This window comes from Youngimonas ophiurae (nom. illeg.), assembly GCF_049803795.1.
Lineage (GTDB): Bacteria > Pseudomonadota > Alphaproteobacteria > Rhodobacterales > Rhodobacteraceae > Thalassobius.
Window position 1 is genome coordinate 429,681 of sequence record NZ_JBNAGJ010000003.1, and the last position, 14,943, is coordinate 444,623.

Genomic DNA, 14,943 nt, shown 5'->3' on the forward strand with positions numbered 1-14,943 from the left:
TCCTTAACGCCCGCTTTAACGCAGACCATTATCATGGATTTTTTTCTACGGGTCCAATGGGGCGAAAATGCGGAGATTCCTAGGGCTTTCTGCGGGCGCCATCGTGCCGGGCCATTGCGCGCCGGGCGTGATGTGACAGAACGCGCGCCGCCTGCGGCGGAAGCGGCCGCGAGGGGGGCGTCATCATCAGCCGTCCCATCAGGGCGCGGTAGGGTTCGCGTTGCAGCAGCTCATGCAGCCGCGCTTTGCGCCAGGCCACCGCCTGGTCGTGCAGACGCGCCAGTTCGGGATCGGATTTCAGCGCCGCCAGTTCGGCCTGCATCCGCGGGGCGAGGGCCTGAATGGACAGATCCTGCGCCTCGCACCAGTTGCGTTCCACCCAGTAATCCATGCCCAGCATATGATCGGAATGCACAGCGCGGCCGCGATCGGCCTTCAGCAGGTAGCTCTCCATCGCGCCCAGCGGATAGTGATTGAGCTGCGCCAGCGCGTAATTGGCCTGCCCATAGGTGGAAAATATCCGGGTAGAGCGGAATTTGCGATCCAGCTCGCGCCCCTCGCCATCGAACCAGCGGGCATCGGGCAGGCGGTCTGCATCCGGGCGGCGGGGGCGGTGAACCCCCAGCCGCGCATAGGTGCCATCATTGCGATAAAGCGTCTTGAACATGGTGCTGCGCCAGGGCCAGTGCATGATTTCCGGCGCAGCGCGGGTGAACTGGGCGGTGATGGGGCGGTCCTCATAGGCGACCTGACCGCCATTGCCGAACAAGCGCCAGGTCAGCGTGATCGCGGTGGCCTGCGGCAGGGCCGCGGTCAGCGCCTGCACTGTGCGGTCTCCGGTATGGATGTTCACGAACTCATCCACGTCCAGCGGCAGCAGCCAGTCGGCGCGCCGCACGATGGGCAGATCCGAGGCCCGGTTGAGCGCGGTAAACTGGATGCCGCGCGTATCATACGGGCCATTATTGCGTTTATGCACCACCAGCCCCATGTCCTGAAGCCGGTCCAGCATCGCATCCGTCCCGTCTTGGCAATCGTTCGAGAACACCAGAAATTCGCCAAACCCGCAGGCGCGGTGGTGGGCCAGCCATTCCAGCAGGAAAGCCGCCTCGTTGCGCAGGCACGCGATGGCCAGGAACCGCTGGGCCATCTAGCTCTCCATATCCAGGGCCAGGGCCCAGGCGACGCGCTCGGTCTGGTTCAGCTTCAAGGCGCGGGCCTGATCGTAGAGTTCCTGAAATTCGGGCATGGCGTGCAGCTCATCGGCCTTGGCGCGGTGCCAGGCCAGCCCCTTTCGGTGCAGCGCGCTGAGGGTGTCATCGGCCATCAGCCGGTCATATTCGGCCCGCAATCGCAGGATATTGCGCTGAATGGTCAGATCGCGGTGATCGTTCCAGTCCATGCGGATCCAATAATTCAGCCCGATCGAGCGATCCACATGCAGCGCCCGCCCACGCTGGCGCTTGATCAGGAAGCTCTCGGCCGAGCGCAGCGCGTAATGGTTCAGCTGGATCAGGTCATAGCCGATGGATTTTTTGGAACTGCGCCAACCGTTCTTGAGCGCCTCCTGGGTCATGTCCTGCCCCGAGCCGTTCACCCATTTGACCTGCCCGGCCGCGCTTTCGTCCAGCTTGTTGGGGCGGTGGCAGCTTAGCTTTCCATAGGCGCCGGTATTGCGGAACAGCGTTTTGAACCCCCAGACAGTGTGCGGCTTGGGGCAGAATTTCGGGGCGCAGCGGTCGAACTGTTCAATCACGAACCGATCCGCCAGATCGTGCACGCCTGAATGGCCGAACAGCCGCCAGGTCATGGCCACATTGGTGGCATCGGGCACGGCCTTGAAAAACGCGCGCAGCGTGCCATCCCCGCAGCGGATGTTGATAAACTCGTCCACGTCGATATGCGCGATCCAGTCGGCCTGTTGCAGGGCCGGTTCCTTCAGCGCGTTGTCCAGGGCGAATTGCTGAGGCGAATTGCCCGACCAGTCATCGTTATTGCGATGTTGCAGGACGCCCATTTCCTGAAGCCGGTGCAGGATCTGATCGGTCCCGTCGGAACAATCATTGGTGTAGATCAGGAAATTCTTTACCCCGATGGCCCGGTGATACGCGACCCATTCGACGATATAGGGGGCCTCGTTTTTCATGCAGCCCACGATCAGCGTGTTGGTCCCGTCGGGCGCGGGGGGATAGGCGGGGCCGGGGACGTCCTCGTTGATTTTGCCCAGGCGGTTATGCGGCTTGAACGAGGATTTCTGCAATTTGGCAAAGTTCTGCGCGGCCAGCGGCGGCATAATTGCCTGCGTTTCGGGGCTAAGACCGGGGATCGTCCCCTGTGAGGCGCCGGTTTCCTGCACGGCCTCGCGCCGGGCGCGTTTTTCAGACCGGGTGGTGCGGTCGATCCGCCCCATGAAGGCCAGCAGATATTGCGACGCGCGATAGCCCAGCTGCGTGGGGCTTTCCACCCACGGGGCGCTGGGCGTGTCGGGGGTGAAATTCGCAGGCGACAGCGCCGGGTGATCCCGGCACAGCTGCGCATTCGCGGCGGCAAACCCGTCCGAAACGGCGCTTAGGCTGCCGGCGGGAATGGGCGGGGCCTCAAAGGTGACTTCCTCCAGCAGGGATTTCCACAGTTTGCGCGGGATCAGCCGATCCGAGCGCGCCAGCAGCCGCAGCAGCAGCGCATTCATCTGCCGTGCCCGCGCCACCGTGACGGCCGAGGGCTGCGCCGGGGGGCGGGCGCTGTCAGCCCGGCCAATCTGAACGTCCAGATCAAACGATTCGCAGATTTCCCGCGTGACGGTTTCCCCGTAAAACAGCGCCGCGTCATAGGGGCGCAATGTCACCGAATCCGCGCCGAAGACGGTCTCCCATTCGTGCACCAGGCGCGGATAATCCAGCCAGAAGGCGGGGCATTGGGTTTCCTGATACTGGCCTTTGTCGGGGTCAATCACATGCCCGTCCAGCAGCGCATCGTCCCACCAGTCCGCCGATCCGGCCATGTCCAGCTCCAGCTCCAGCGAGGCAGCCCGCCCCTCCATCACCTGAGCGCCGTAATGCCGGGCCAGCAGGCGGGCCTGCTCGTCCACATGGGCGAGAATGCGGATGTCCTGGGACAGGGGTGACAGCAGATCGTGCAGGCGCGCGATTTCGGACGGGCGCGCCAGCGAGGCCCCCAGCTGGCTGGCCGACAGGATCATCGTATGCGGCCGATGGGTGGCGATTTCCTGCGCCAGCCCGCGCGCGACGCTTTCATACAGTCGCTGCTGGTCCTCTGTCTGCGTATAGCCGCGATTGTGGCGCAAAGGATCCACATGATCGGCATCGGTGACGGCCATGAACAGGCGGGTGTGGTTCTTGTTCCCGGCCGAGCGCGGATACAGAATGCCCTTGGTCAGCAATTGTTCGCGCTTGGCGGCCAGCACGTCCTGTAGGCGGCTGGCCCCGACATGTTCCAGACCGATATGAACAAACAGGCGCATCAGACGGTTTCCTTGGGCTTGCGGCGCGGGGCGGTACGGTTTCGGTTGGCCTTGCCCCACCAGGTGATTTCATGTTGCAAAAAGCGCGACAGCTGCGCCCTGGCGTCCCCGGCCTGCACGTCCAGAATCAGAAAGTCCGGGTCATCGGCGAACAGCCGTTCCAGATGGGCATAATGCGCGCAGATCCATTGCACACGCTGAGCCGGATCGTCGCCATAGCCCTGCGGCAGACCGGGGATATGGCCGGCGGGCAGGCGCTCGGTGCCCAGGTTGGACCAGCGCATGATGGAATTCGACAGCGCCTCGGGGGGGCGCCAGGTGGCGACAAAGCGCGTTTGCGGATGATGTGTGCGGATCGCGTCAATCAGCCCCCAGTCCATCTGCGGCCACAGCGAATGCCCCTCGCGCAGGGTGCTGATTTCCGAAAGCGCATCGAAATGATCCAGGGCCTCTAGCGGGTCGCCGGTGCTGAAATAGCTGCGATACATCAGTTCCCCGACAAAGGCATTGTGCAGGCTGCTGTCCGGTGTCTGCCGCTTGCGGATGCGGTAATCGGCCGTCCGCAGCCCCGACACCCGCAGCGCATGGGCCAGGGTGGTCGTGCCCGACTTGGGCAGCCCCAGATTGACGATGCGCAGCCGCTCGCTCATACCGGGATCCCCAGCCTGCTCAGCAGCTCTTGCTCTTCTTGCGGCAGGGCGGGGGCGTTTTGCAAGGCCGCCCGCATATGCGTGAACTCTTCGGTTTGCAGCAGTTGCGCGCAACGGTCCCGGTGCAGGCGGACGCAATCTGCGTGCAGAGCGGCAAGCTCGGGGTCGGATTTCAGCTCGGTCAGCGCGTCCTGCAAATCCGGCAGATAGCGCTGAATCGAAAGCTCCTCATATCCTGCGTCGTTGCGCTCGCGCCAATAGGTGTCATCAAAGGCGCGGTGTTCGCGGTTCACATCGCCCCGGTCGTTTTTCACCAGATAGCTGTCCATAGACCGCAGGGCATAGTGGTTCAGAGTCGCGAAATCGCGCGCCCCGCGGGCGGGGAATTTGCGGATGCGGCGCGGGTTGGCGGCCACCAGAAAACGGTGCGGCACATCGCGGCCCGATCCGTCCGTCCAGCGCGGCCGTTTGCGCGGCGGCAGCTTCTCGCGGAAAAACGGGCGATGCGCCCCGAAATAACGCAAGGGAAAATCGGCCCGCATCAGGGTTTTCACCTCGATCGCCAGCTCACCGCACCAGATGTCCGGGTTATGGGTACGAGGAAATTGCGCGATGACGGGGCGGTCCTGAAAGGTTTCGACGCCGCCATTGGCAAAGAACTGAAACGTGACCGAGATCGCCTGAGGATCGCCGCAGGCCCTGATCAGGGCCGGGATCGTGTGATCGCCCACATGGATGTTCAGAAATTCGTCCACATCGGCCACCCAGACCCAATCGGCATCGCGCACGACATCCTGTTTAGCGGCGTGGCGCAGGGCCTCCATCTGGTAATTGCGCCCCTGAGCGGGGTTCGGCAGATGCCGGACCATCCCGCGCCGGGCCAAAGCATCCAGCAACAGATCCGTCCCATCCGTGCAATCGTTGGAATAAAACAGGAAATCGGTGACACCGATCAGCCGGTTGAAGGCGATCCATTCCAACAGGAACGGCCCCTCGTCTTTCACACAAGTTACGGCGGTTATCCGCATCGCTGCGCCCCCGTGATGTCTGATTTGATCACACTCATGACTGTACTGCCCATGGTCCGGCTGCGGGTTTGTCCCGTTTTACCCCGGAATTCGTTACCGAAATCATGACAGGTGTCCTGCGGGGCGTCAACATTCGCGGGGGATTTGCGCCTTTGGTGCCACTTGACGGCTGCAATGCGGCCTGCATGGTAAAAAGAGGGAGGACAGGTATGAGCGATATTTCTTCGATTGACGACGTGCAGACGGCGCTGGCAGGGCAGGATTACATATGCGGGCGGGCGCTGGCCACGGTGGCCTTTCTGTCGCTGAAACTGGGCCGTCCGCTGTTTCTGGAGGGCGAGGCCGGCACCGGCAAAACCGAGATCGCCAAGGCCATCGCCGCCGCCCTGGGCCGCCGCCTGATCCGCCTGCAATGCTACGAAGGGCTGGATGCGGCCAGCGCCGTCTACGAATGGAACTTCGCCGCGCAGATGATCGCCATCCGCACCGCCGAGGCCGCAGGCTCCGCCAATTGCGACGCCCTGCAAACCGAGCTTTTCACCCAAGACTACCTGATCGAGCGCCCCCTGCTGCAAGCCATGCGCCCGCAACCCGGCGGTGCTCCCGTCCTGCTCATCGACGAGCTGGACCGCACCGATGAACCCTTCGAGGCCTTCCTGCTCGAAGCCCTCTCCGACTTTCAGGTCACCATCCCCGAGCTGGGCACCATCCACGCGCCCGAACCGCCCATCGTCATCCTCACCTCCAACCGCACGCGCGAGGTTCACGACGCGCTCAAACGCCGCTGCCTCTATCACTGGGTCGATTACCCCGATTTCGACCGCGAACTGGAAATCCTCCAGGCCCGCGCGCCCCAGGCCGCTGCATCCCTCTCGCGCGAGGTCGTCGCCTTCATCCAACGCCTGCGCACCGAGGATCTCTTTAAAAAACCCGGCGTCGCCGAAACCATCGACTGGGCCAAATGCCTGCTCGCCCTCGACGTGCTCTCCCTCTCGCCCGAGGTCATCTCCGACACGATCGGCGCCATCCTCAAATACCAGGACGACATCCAGCGCCTCCAGGGCTCCGAGGCCAAACGCCTGCTGGACGACTCCCGCGCCGCCCTCGCCCCGGCCTGATGTTTCATCTTGCCGCAAATACTCTCGGGGGGTGTGGGGGGCAGACTGCCCCCCACCTGGGCTGCGGGTGTGGGGAGCTATCTGCCCCCCACCGCAACAGGTGACGCCATGGCCCAGCTCCCCGATCTCGACCTGCCGGAAAACCCCAGGCTGACCCATAACATCACCCACTTTGCCCGCGCCCTGCGCCGGGCGGGGTTGCCGGTTGGGCCGGGGCGGGTGATGGATGCGATCCGGGCGGTGCAGGCGGCGGGCTTTACCGATAAACGCGATTTTTACTGGACATTGCACGCCTGTTTCGTGAACCGCCCCGAGCATCGCGCGGTCTTCTCGCAGATATTCCGGCTCTATTGGCGCGATCCGCGCTACCTGGAGCATATGATGGCGATGATGCTGCCGGCCATTCGCGGCGTACAAGAGGAAAAGCCCGCCCAATCGGCCGAAAAACGCGCAGCCCAGGCCCTGCTGGACGGGCAATTGCCGGACCTCCCGCAGCCCGAATCCGATGAGCAGGACACAAAGATCGAGGTGGACGCCTCGCAAACCATGTCGTCCGAGGAACGCCTGAAAACCCTCGATTTCGAACAGATGAGCGCCGAGGAAACCGCCCAGGCCCGCCGGATGCTGGCGCGGCTGAAACTGCCGGTCAAGCCGCTGAAATCGCGCCGCACCCAGACCAGCCTGCGCGGCCACCGGGTGGATTGGCGCGGCACGATGCGCGCCTCTTTGCGGCGGGGGGGCGAGACCTGCGATCTGGTGCTCAAATCCCACAAAACCCGCTATCCGAACCTTGTGGTGCTGTGCGATATTTCCGGCTCCATGAGCCAATACAGCCGGATGGTGCTGCATTTTCTGCACGCGGTGGCAAATGAAAAAGGTGCCGGATGGGCGCAGGTTCATGCCTTCACCTTCGGCACGCGGCTGACCAATATCACCCGGCATCTGGCCACGCGCGACGTGGATCAGGCCCTGAAATCAGCGGGGGCCGAGGCTCAGGATTGGGAAGGAGGAACCAGAATAGGTGAATGTTTACATGCGTTTAACCGCGACTGGTCGCGCCGGGTGATGGGGCAGGGGGCGGTTGTTTTGCTGATCACCGACGGGCTGGACCGGGGCGATGTAGCCGCGCTGGAAAAAGAGACAGAGCGCCTGCACCTGTCCGCGCGCCGCCTGATCTGGCTCAATCCGCTGCTGCGCTGGGATGGGTTCGCGCCCAAAGCCTCGGGGATCAAGGCGATGCTGCCGCATGTGGATGCCTTCCGCGCCGGGCACTCGATTGCCACGCTGGAGCAACTGGCCGCCGCGATCTCGCGCCCTGGCGATGGCGGTGAAAAAGACCGGCTGATGGCCCTGTTGCGCGCGGGCTGAGCCGGTTTGATCTAAATCATTCTGCAAATGGAATGTGAGTACATATAATGATTTCCTGATGTGAAAAATCGAGGGGAAGAAAATGGTACTCAATTGGAAAACGGGGGGGCTCTTGCTGGGGTTCGTCTTCTTTCTGGCGGTGCTGCTGGTCAAACCGATCGGGGTGAGCACGCAATTCGTGATTTTGGATGGAATCATCGGCGATGCGGTGAATACGCAATTGGTGACCCAAACCGAGGACGGCTACACCTCGACCAATGCCTATCTGGCGAAATCGAACGGGAAATACGCCAAATCGGTGTCTAACCCGTTGAACTATAGCTTTGTTTTCGTGCTGGCGATGATGGCGGGGGCCTTTCTGTCCACGCTGCTGAAGGGCGGGCTGAGCCGCGAAGAGCGCACCATGCCCGGCATCTGGCGCGCCAATTTCGGAGACAGCGCGGTCAAGCGTTTCGCCGTGGCCTTTGTCGGTGGGTTTATCGTGCTCTATGGCGCGCGCTTGGCGGGGGGCTGTACCTCGGGGCATATGATGAGCGGGATGATGCAGACTTCGCTGTCGGGCTATATTTTCGCCGCCGGAGCCTTTGCCGCCGCGATCCCTGTGTCGCTGATGATGTATAAGAAAGGGGCCTGAGCCATGACCATTCTGCTTGCAATCGTGATCGGAGCCCTGTTCGGCTTCACTCTGGACCGGATCGGCGCCACCAATCCGGGTTATATCGGCAAGATGCTGAACCTGACCAACCTGCATCTGATGAAAACCATTCTGCTGGCAATCGGCACCGGGTCTATCCTGATGTTCGGCGGGCAGATGCTGGGGCTGGTGGATGTGGGGCATATGTCCGTGAAATCCGCCTATATCGGCGTGTTTATCGGCGGTCTGCTGCTGGGCACCGGCTGGGCGATGTCGGGGTTCTGCCCCGGTACAGGGGTCTGCGCGGCGGCCACCGGGCGCAAGGACGGGCTGGCCTTTATCGCGGGCGGCCTGCTGGGCGCGGCGGCCTATATGGTGACTTATCCGGCGTGGAAATCCAGCGGCCTGCTGGACGCAATCGCCGGGGGTAAGGTGACGCTGGGCACCGTTCCGGGGGCCAAATACGAAGGCCTGACAGCCCTGCCGGGTGACATTCTGGGCATCGTTCTGGGGCTGGCCTTTATCGTCATCGCCTTTGTGCTGCCCGACAGCCTGAATGGCAAAACAGCCGAGCCCGTCCCGGCGCAATAGCCCGTTTGCCAGATTGGCTATGCGATGCGGCTGCCCTTTGGGGCGGCCGTTTTGCGATCTTTTCCTCTAAGACTTTCGTCGTAGGTTGCGGGGGGCAGACAGAGCACTACCCTGTGTTAGAGTGATCGTCACAGGGAGGCTCATCACGTATGGATCGGTTTGACAACATCCCCGAGGTTGCTCTGCGATGGTATCGCGGTGGCAAGGGGGCTGTTCTGGCCACGGTGGTGGAAACCTGGGGCAGCGCGCCGCGCCGGGTGGGCAGTCAGCTGGCCGTGTCGGGCGCGGGCGAGATCCAGGGCTCGGTATCTGGCGGATGCGTCGAAGGCGCGGTGGTCGTCGAAGCGCTGGAGGCATTGGAGGACGGCCAGCCCCGCCTGTTGGAATTCGGGATCAGCGATGGGGATGCCTTTGCTGTCGGGCTGGCCTGCGGCGGGACAATCCGCGTGCTGGTCGAACCCGTGGGCGCGGTGTTGCCTGCCGATTTGCTGGAACAATTGGTGGCGGCCCGCACCGCCCGCCGCGCGGTGGCCGTCGTGGCCGATCTGGTTGAGGGCGACCGCTGGCTGACGCAGCATGGCCATGCGGATCGGTTTCGGCTGGACCGCTCGGGCTTTGAAGAGGACGGGCGCTTTTTCGTCACCATTCACAACCCGCCTTTGCGGATGATCATCGTGGGCGCCGTGCATATCGCTCAGGCGCTGGTGCCGATGGCGCGGCTGGCGGGCTATGATCCGGTGCTGGTGGACCCGCGCGAGGCATTTGGCTCGGACGCACGTTTCCCCGGAGAGCGAATCCTGAACGACTGGCCCGATGACGCGATCAAGACGCTGGGTCTGGACCCGCGTACCGCGCTTGTGCTGCTCTCGCATGATCCGAAAATCGACGATCCCGCGCTGGAACAGGCGCTGACGGCGGATGTGTTCTATATCGGGGCTCTGGGCTCGAAACGGACCCATGCCAAACGCGTGGACCGCCTGACAGAGGCAGGGTTTCCCCCCGATCAGATTGCCCGCATTCACGGCCCTGTGGGTCTGGATATCGGTGCGGCCAGCCCGGCTGAAATCGCCGTCTCCATCCTGGCCGAATGCACTCGGGTGCTGAGGCAGGGATGAAGTTCGGTCCCGTTCCTCCGGCCCGGATCGCGGGCGCCATTCTGGCCCACTCGCTGACGGTGAACGGGCAGAAGCTGCGCAAGGGGATCAGACTGACCGAGCAGCACGCCCGCCTGCTAAGCGATGCCGGGCTGAAGCAGGTGATCGTCGCGCAGCTGGACCCCGAGGACCTGCACGAAGACGCCGCCGCGCAGCAACTGGCTGCCGCGCTGGCCCCCGATCTTCGGGGCCTGCGCCTGACCGCGCCTTTCACCGGGCGGGTGAACATCCTGGCCCGCGGGCCGGGGCTGGCCCTGCTGGACGAGGCCCGCCTGATCGCCGCCAACGAGGTTCACCCGATGATCACCGTCGCCACGGTGCCGCCCCATCAGCAGATGGCCGCGCGCGGGATGGTGGCCACGGTCAAGATCATCTCTTACGGTGTCCCGCGCGCCGATCTGGAGCGCGCCTGTCACCTGGCGCACGGGGCGATCCGCTTTGCGCCGCCGCAATTGCGCACGGCCTCTTTGCTGATCACGCAAATCCCCGGTGGGGCGGGCGAAAAAGGCCTGCCCGCGATCGAGGCCCGCCTGAACGCGCTGAACATCGCCCTGACCGAGGTGATCACCGTTCCGCATCAAGAGCAGCCGCTGAGCGCCGCTCTGGCCGGGGTCTCCAGCGATCTGACGCTGATCCTGACCGGCTCGGCCACCTCAGATCCGCTGGATGTGGCCCCTCAGGCGGTGCGGCTGGCCGGCGGGCGGGTCGAGCGGTTCGGTATGCCCGTGGACCCCGGCAACCTGCTGTTTCTGGCCGACATCTCCGGGCGTCCCGTGATCGGCCTGCCCGGCTGTGCCCGCTCGCCCGCGCTGAATGGGGCCGATTGGGTGCTGGGCCGTGTGGCCTGCGCCCTGCCTGTCACGGGGCGGGATATCGCGCGTATGGGCGTGGGCGGGCTGCTAAAGGAAATCCCGACCCGGCCCATGCCGCGTCAGGGGCACAAACCAGCGCCCGCGCAAGCGCCTGATCGGAAAGATACATCTATTGAAGTCCCCGGATAATGGCCCGCGCGGCCCGTCCGGTATGAATTTGTACACTGATGTCGCAGGGAGGAAATGAGATGCGGATAGGTATGACAGTAAACGGAATATTTCATAGTTCTGATGTTGAGAGTCGGACGTTATTGGTTGATTTTTTGCGTTTTGGTTTGGGTTTGAGTGGGACGCATGTTGGGTGTGACACGTCGCAATGTGGGGCCTGTGTTGTGCATGTTGACGGTGTTGCGATCAAAAGCTGCACGATGCTTGCGGTTGAGGCGGATGGGTCAGAAGTTTCGACGATTGAGGGCCAGGCGTCTGCGGACGGAACGCTGAGCGTTTTGCAGCAGGCGTTTCAGGATCATCACGGTTTGCAATGCGGGTTCTGCACGCCTGGGATGGTGATGTCTGCGGCGGCGTTGCTGAAGGACAACCCCAAGCCCACTGAGGCCGAGATCCGGCATCATCTGGAGGGCAACATCTGCCGCTGCACGGGCTATCACAACATCGTCAAGGCGATCATGGCGGCGTCCGGTCAGGACGTGGGTGCCGTGGCGGCAGAATGAAGAGCGCAGCATAAATCACTGATTACAGGACGATTTTCTCAGGGAGGAGAGATCATGCCCAAAGACATGCCCAAGGACATGCCCAAGGCGGGCGGCATCGGCGACAGCACGAAACGGCGCGAGGACGTCCGTTTCCTGACGGGGGCCGGCAATTACACCGATGACATCAACATTCACGGCCAGACCCACGCGTATTTCCTGCGCTCGGATGTGGCGCATGGGCGGATCGCGCGGCTGGACACGGCCGCGGCGTCGGCGCTGGAGGGGGTGGTGAAGATCTTTACCGCTGCCGATTTTGCGGCGGCGGGCGGCATCCCGTGCGGCTGGCAGGTGACGGACCGCCATGGCCAGCCGATGCAGGAACCCAAACACCCGATTCTGGCCGAGGGCAAGGTGCGCCATGTGGGCGATCCCATCGCGGTTGTGGTGGCCGAAACCCTGGAACAGGCGCGCGACGCGGCCGAGGCGATCGAGCTGGAGATCGAAGAGCTGGAGCCGGTGCTGAACATGAAGGAGGCGCTGAAGGACGGGGCCACCAAGGTGCATGAGGATCTGAGCTCAAACCTTTGTTATGACTGGGGATTTGTCGAAGAAAACCGCGAGGCCGTGGACGCGGCCATCAAGTCGGCCCATCACGTCACCACGCTGGAGCTGGTCAACAACCGCCTGGTTCCCAACCCGATGGAGCCGCGCGTGGCCGTGGGCCATTATGCGCGCGCCAATGACGAATATACGCTCTACACCACCAGCCAGAATCCGCATGTGATCCGGCTGCTGATGGGGGCCTTTGTGCTGTCCATTCCGGAACATAAACTGCGGGTCGTGGCGCCCGATGTGGGCGGGGGGTTTGGCTCGAAGATTTACCACTATGCCGAAGAGGCCTTTGTGACCTACGCGTCCAAAGTGGTGAACCGGCCGGTCAAATGGACCTGCTCGCGCTCCGAGGCGTTCATCTCGGATGCGCATGGGCGCGATCACGTCACCAAGATCGAACTGGCGATGGATGAGAACCACAAGTTCACCGCCGTGCGCACCGATACCTATGCCAATATGGGCGCGTATCTAAGCACCTTTGCGCCGTCGATTCCCACCTGGCTGCATGGCACGCTGATGGCGGGCAATTACACCACGCCGCTGATCTATGTGAACGTAAAGGCGGTGTTCACCAACACGGTGCCGGTGGATGCCTATCGCGGGGCCGGGCGCCCCGAGGCGACCTATCAGCTGGAACGCGTCATCGACAAGGCCGCGCGCGAGATCGGCATGGACCCGGCCGAGCTGCGCCGTCTGAACTTCATCAAGCCCGAGCAGTTCCCCTATGACACGCCCGTGGCGGTGACCTATGACACCGGCAATTACCACGCGACCTTGGATAAGGCGCTGGAGATGACGGATTATGCGGGGTTTGACGCGCGCGCAGCCGAATCCAAAGCGCGCGGTAAGCTGCGCGGTTACGGCCTGGCGCATTTTATCGAGGCTTGCGGGATTGCGCCGTCCAATCTGGTGGGCCAGCTGGGCGCGCGGGCGGGGCTGTATGAATCCGCCACCGTGCGGGTGAATGCGACCGGCTCCATCAGCGTCTTTACCGGGTCCCACAGCCACGGGCAGGGGCACGAGACGACCTTTGCGCAGGTCGTGTCGGAAATGATCGGGATTGATGTCAGCCAGATCGACATCGTGCATGGCGATACCTCGAAAACGCCAATGGGTATGGGGACTTACGGGTCTCGTTCCATCGCGGTGGGGGGCTCGGCCATGGTGCGCGCGACCGAGAAGATCATCAACAAGGCCAAGACCATCGCCGCGCATCTGCTGGAGGCCTCGGAGGCGGATATCGAGCTGAAAGACGGCCAGTTCAGCGTGGCGGGCACGGATAAATCCGTGGCCTGGGGCGATGTGACCCTGGCGGCCTATGTGCCGCATAACTACCCGCTGGAGAACCTGGAACCGGGGCTGGAGGAGACCGCGTTTTATGACCCCAGCAACTTCACCTATCCCTCGGGCGCCTATGTCTGCGAGGTCGAGGTGGACCCCGAGACCGGCAAGGTGGACATCCTGGCCTTCACCGCGGCGGATGATTTTGGCAATGTGATCAACCCGATGATCGTGGCCGGTCAGGTGCATGGCGGCGTGGCGCAGGGCATCGGCCAGGCGCTGCTGGAAAACACCGTCTATGATGAGAACGGCCAGCTGCTGACCGGATCCTTCATGGATTACGCGATGCCGCGGGCCTCGGATGTGCCGTTTTACGATGTGGATCATTCGTGCCAGACGCCGTGCACGCATAACCCGCTGGGGGTGAAGGGCTGCGGCGAGGCCGGGGCGATCGGCAGCCCGCCGGCGGTGGTGAATGCGGTGATCGATGCGTTGCAGCGCGGGGGGTACCGGGTGGATCACATCGACATGCCGGTCAGCCCGTCGCGGGTCTGGGAAGCGATGCAGGGGGGCTGAGGCTTTGTTTTGGGGCGGCGCGGCGGGTGCGGCGCCGCCGCAATGAGTATTTATGGAACAAAGAAGCGGGTTGGGCTGTGGCTCTGGGCGCTTTGGGAGGAGAAACGAGATGTATAATTTTGACTTTGTGGCGCCCGGATCGGTGGCCGAGGCTGTGGAGGCTTTGAAGGATGAGGAGGCGCTGGCGCTGGGGGGTGGACAGACCCTGCTGCCGACGATGAAGCAGCGGCTGGCGATGCCTTCGGCGCTGGTGCGTCTGGCGGGGATTGCCGAGATGCAGGGGGTGACCTCTGCGGACGGTGTGCTGCGCGTGGGGGGCGCGAGCACTCATGCGACTGTGGCGGCCGAGGCGGGGGCCTATCCGGCGCTGGCCGCGCTGGCGGGGGGGATCGGCGATCCGGCGGTGCGCAATCGCGGTACGATTGGCGGGTCTGTGGCGAATAACGATCCGGCGGCGTGTTATCCTTCGGCGGTTCTGGCCTCGGGGGCGGTGGTGGTGACCTCTGCGCGTGAGATCGCTGCGGATGCGTATTTTGACGGGCTGTTCGGCACCGTGCTGGAGGAGGGCGAGATCATCACCGCGGTGCGCTTTCCGATCCCGCAGGCGGCCAGCTATCAGAAGTTCGAGCAGCCGGCCTCGCGGTTTGCGCTATGCGGTGTCTTCGTGGCGAAGTTTGCCGATGGCGTGCGCGTGGCGGTGACCGGGGCGGGCAATGACGGCGTGTTCCGCTGGACCGAGGCCGAAGCGGCGCTGAGCGCCGACTTCAGCGCAGGCGCAATCGACCCGCTGAACCTGCCCGGAGAAGAGATGATCGCAGATCTGCACGGATCGGGAAAATACCGCGCCCATCTGGCAAAAATACTCACAATACGCGCCGTAAAAGCATGCTGAAGGAAAATGAAAAGGGTCCATTGGGGCCCTTTT

The 14,943-nt window shown here is 63.4% G+C and carries 13 protein-coding genes; 9 read left to right on the top strand and 4 right to left on the bottom strand.

Annotated elements, in window-relative coordinates; all coding sequences use genetic code 11:
• Nucleotides 1-79 precede the first annotated feature (79 nt).
• From ACP15O_RS09795 to ACP15O_RS09810, 4 genes are read right to left on the bottom strand one after another with little or no spacing between them, the layout of a single operon-like run.
• Complete coding sequence (locus tag ACP15O_RS09795) at nt 80-1,150, bottom strand: glycosyltransferase family 2 protein (protein ID WP_425095900.1); 1,071 nt, start codon at nt 1,148-1,150, stop codon at nt 80-82.
• Nucleotides 1,151-3,481, bottom strand: a complete 2,331-nt coding sequence (locus ACP15O_RS09800) for a glycosyltransferase family 2 protein (RefSeq protein ID WP_425095901.1) — start codon at nt 3,479-3,481, stop codon at nt 1,151-1,153.
• A complete protein-coding gene (locus ACP15O_RS09805; RefSeq protein WP_425095902.1) occupies nt 3,481-4,131 on the bottom strand; it encodes a sulfotransferase family protein in 651 nt (216 codons plus the stop codon). The genes ACP15O_RS09800 and ACP15O_RS09805 overlap by 1 nt, the downstream gene beginning before the upstream one ends.
• Nucleotides 4,128-5,159 carry a glycosyltransferase family 2 protein gene (locus ACP15O_RS09810; protein ID WP_425095903.1) on the bottom strand — a complete coding sequence of 344 codons (1,032 nt, stop codon included), beginning with the start codon at nt 5,157-5,159 and terminating at the stop codon, nt 4,128-4,130. Before ACP15O_RS09810 ends, ACP15O_RS09805 begins: the two co-directional genes overlap by 4 nt.
• Before the next feature lie 209 nt (nt 5,160-5,368).
• On the opposite strand from ACP15O_RS09810, the gene ACP15O_RS09815 reads away from it, so the two are divergent.
• The 9 genes from ACP15O_RS09815 to ACP15O_RS09855 all read left to right on the top strand — a co-directional run bounded on the left by ACP15O_RS09815 (nt 5,369) and on the right by ACP15O_RS09855 (nt 14,910).
• Complete coding sequence (locus ACP15O_RS09815; protein ID WP_425095904.1) at nt 5,369-6,277, top strand: AAA family ATPase; 909 nt, start codon at nt 5,369-5,371, stop codon at nt 6,275-6,277.
• A gap of 108 nt (nt 6,278-6,385) precedes the next feature.
• Nucleotides 6,386-7,645 (top strand): vWA domain-containing protein, encoded by a 1,260-nt coding sequence (locus ACP15O_RS09820; RefSeq protein ID WP_425095905.1) that lies wholly within the window; start codon nt 6,386-6,388, stop codon nt 7,643-7,645.
• An 82-nt stretch (nt 7,646-7,727) separates the two neighbouring features.
• Nucleotides 7,728-8,279 carry a YeeE/YedE thiosulfate transporter family protein gene (locus ACP15O_RS09825; RefSeq protein ID WP_425095906.1) on the top strand — a complete coding sequence of 184 codons (552 nt, stop codon included), beginning with the start codon at nt 7,728-7,730 and terminating at the stop codon, nt 8,277-8,279.
• Nucleotides 8,280-8,282: 3 nt separating this feature from the next.
• Nucleotides 8,283-8,870 carry a YeeE/YedE family protein gene (locus ACP15O_RS09830; protein WP_425095907.1) on the top strand — a complete coding sequence of 196 codons (588 nt, stop codon included), beginning with the start codon at nt 8,283-8,285 and terminating at the stop codon, nt 8,868-8,870.
• A 149-nt stretch (nt 8,871-9,019) separates the two neighbouring features.
• The gene (locus tag ACP15O_RS09835) at nt 9,020-9,985 is read left to right on the top strand and encodes an XdhC family protein (RefSeq protein ID WP_425095908.1); all 966 of its coding nucleotides are present in this window, start codon (nt 9,020-9,022) and stop codon (nt 9,983-9,985) included.
• Complete coding sequence (locus ACP15O_RS09840; protein WP_425095909.1) at nt 9,982-11,025, top strand: molybdopterin-binding protein; 1,044 nt, start codon at nt 9,982-9,984, stop codon at nt 11,023-11,025. Before ACP15O_RS09835 ends, ACP15O_RS09840 begins: the two co-directional genes overlap by 4 nt.
• 59 nt (nt 11,026-11,084) lie before the next feature.
• Complete coding sequence (locus ACP15O_RS09845) at nt 11,085-11,567, top strand: (2Fe-2S)-binding protein (protein WP_425095910.1); 483 nt, start codon at nt 11,085-11,087, stop codon at nt 11,565-11,567.
• A gap of 78 nt (nt 11,568-11,645) precedes the next feature.
• Complete coding sequence (locus ACP15O_RS09850; protein ID WP_425095920.1) at nt 11,646-14,018, top strand: xanthine dehydrogenase family protein molybdopterin-binding subunit; 2,373 nt, start codon at nt 11,646-11,648, stop codon at nt 14,016-14,018.
• Nucleotides 14,019-14,127: 109 nt separating this feature from the next.
• The gene (locus ACP15O_RS09855; protein ID WP_425095911.1) at nt 14,128-14,910 is read left to right on the top strand and encodes an FAD binding domain-containing protein; all 783 of its coding nucleotides are present in this window, start codon (nt 14,128-14,130) and stop codon (nt 14,908-14,910) included.
• Nucleotides 14,911-14,943 lie beyond the last annotated feature (33 nt).

What these genes read in the sequence shown, in the direction of transcription:
- ACP15O_RS09800 (WP_425095901.1), bottom strand. Translation starts at nt 3,481, where the DNA reads ATGCGCCTGTTTGTTCATATCGGTCTGGAACATGTCGGGGCCAGCCGC.
- ACP15O_RS09835 (WP_425095908.1), top strand. Translation starts at nt 9,020, where the DNA reads ATGGATCGGTTTGACAACATCCCCGAGGTTGCTCTGCGATGGTATCGC.
- ACP15O_RS09830 (WP_425095907.1), top strand. Translation starts at nt 8,283, where the DNA reads ATGACCATTCTGCTTGCAATCGTGATCGGAGCCCTGTTCGGCTTCACT.
- ACP15O_RS09820 (WP_425095905.1), top strand. Translation starts at nt 6,386, where the DNA reads ATGGCCCAGCTCCCCGATCTCGACCTGCCGGAAAACCCCAGGCTGACC.
- ACP15O_RS09815 (WP_425095904.1), top strand. Translation starts at nt 5,369, where the DNA reads ATGAGCGATATTTCTTCGATTGACGACGTGCAGACGGCGCTGGCAGGG.
- ACP15O_RS09795 (WP_425095900.1), bottom strand. Translation starts at nt 1,150, where the DNA reads ATGGCCCAGCGGTTCCTGGCCATCGCGTGCCTGCGCAACGAGGCGGCT.
- ACP15O_RS09805 (WP_425095902.1), bottom strand. Translation starts at nt 4,131, where the DNA reads ATGAGCGAGCGGCTGCGCATCGTCAATCTGGGGCTGCCCAAGTCGGGC.
- ACP15O_RS09850 (WP_425095920.1), top strand. Translation starts at nt 11,646, where the DNA reads ATGCCCAAGGCGGGCGGCATCGGCGACAGCACGAAACGGCGCGAGGAC.
- ACP15O_RS09845 (WP_425095910.1), top strand. Translation starts at nt 11,085, where the DNA reads ATGCGGATAGGTATGACAGTAAACGGAATATTTCATAGTTCTGATGTT.
- ACP15O_RS09825 (WP_425095906.1), top strand. Translation starts at nt 7,728, where the DNA reads ATGGTACTCAATTGGAAAACGGGGGGGCTCTTGCTGGGGTTCGTCTTC.
- ACP15O_RS09855 (WP_425095911.1), top strand. Translation starts at nt 14,128, where the DNA reads ATGTATAATTTTGACTTTGTGGCGCCCGGATCGGTGGCCGAGGCTGTG.
- ACP15O_RS09810 (WP_425095903.1), bottom strand. Translation starts at nt 5,159, where the DNA reads ATGCGGATAACCGCCGTAACTTGTGTGAAAGACGAGGGGCCGTTCCTG.
- ACP15O_RS09840 (WP_425095909.1), top strand. Translation starts at nt 9,982, where the DNA reads ATGAAGTTCGGTCCCGTTCCTCCGGCCCGGATCGCGGGCGCCATTCTG.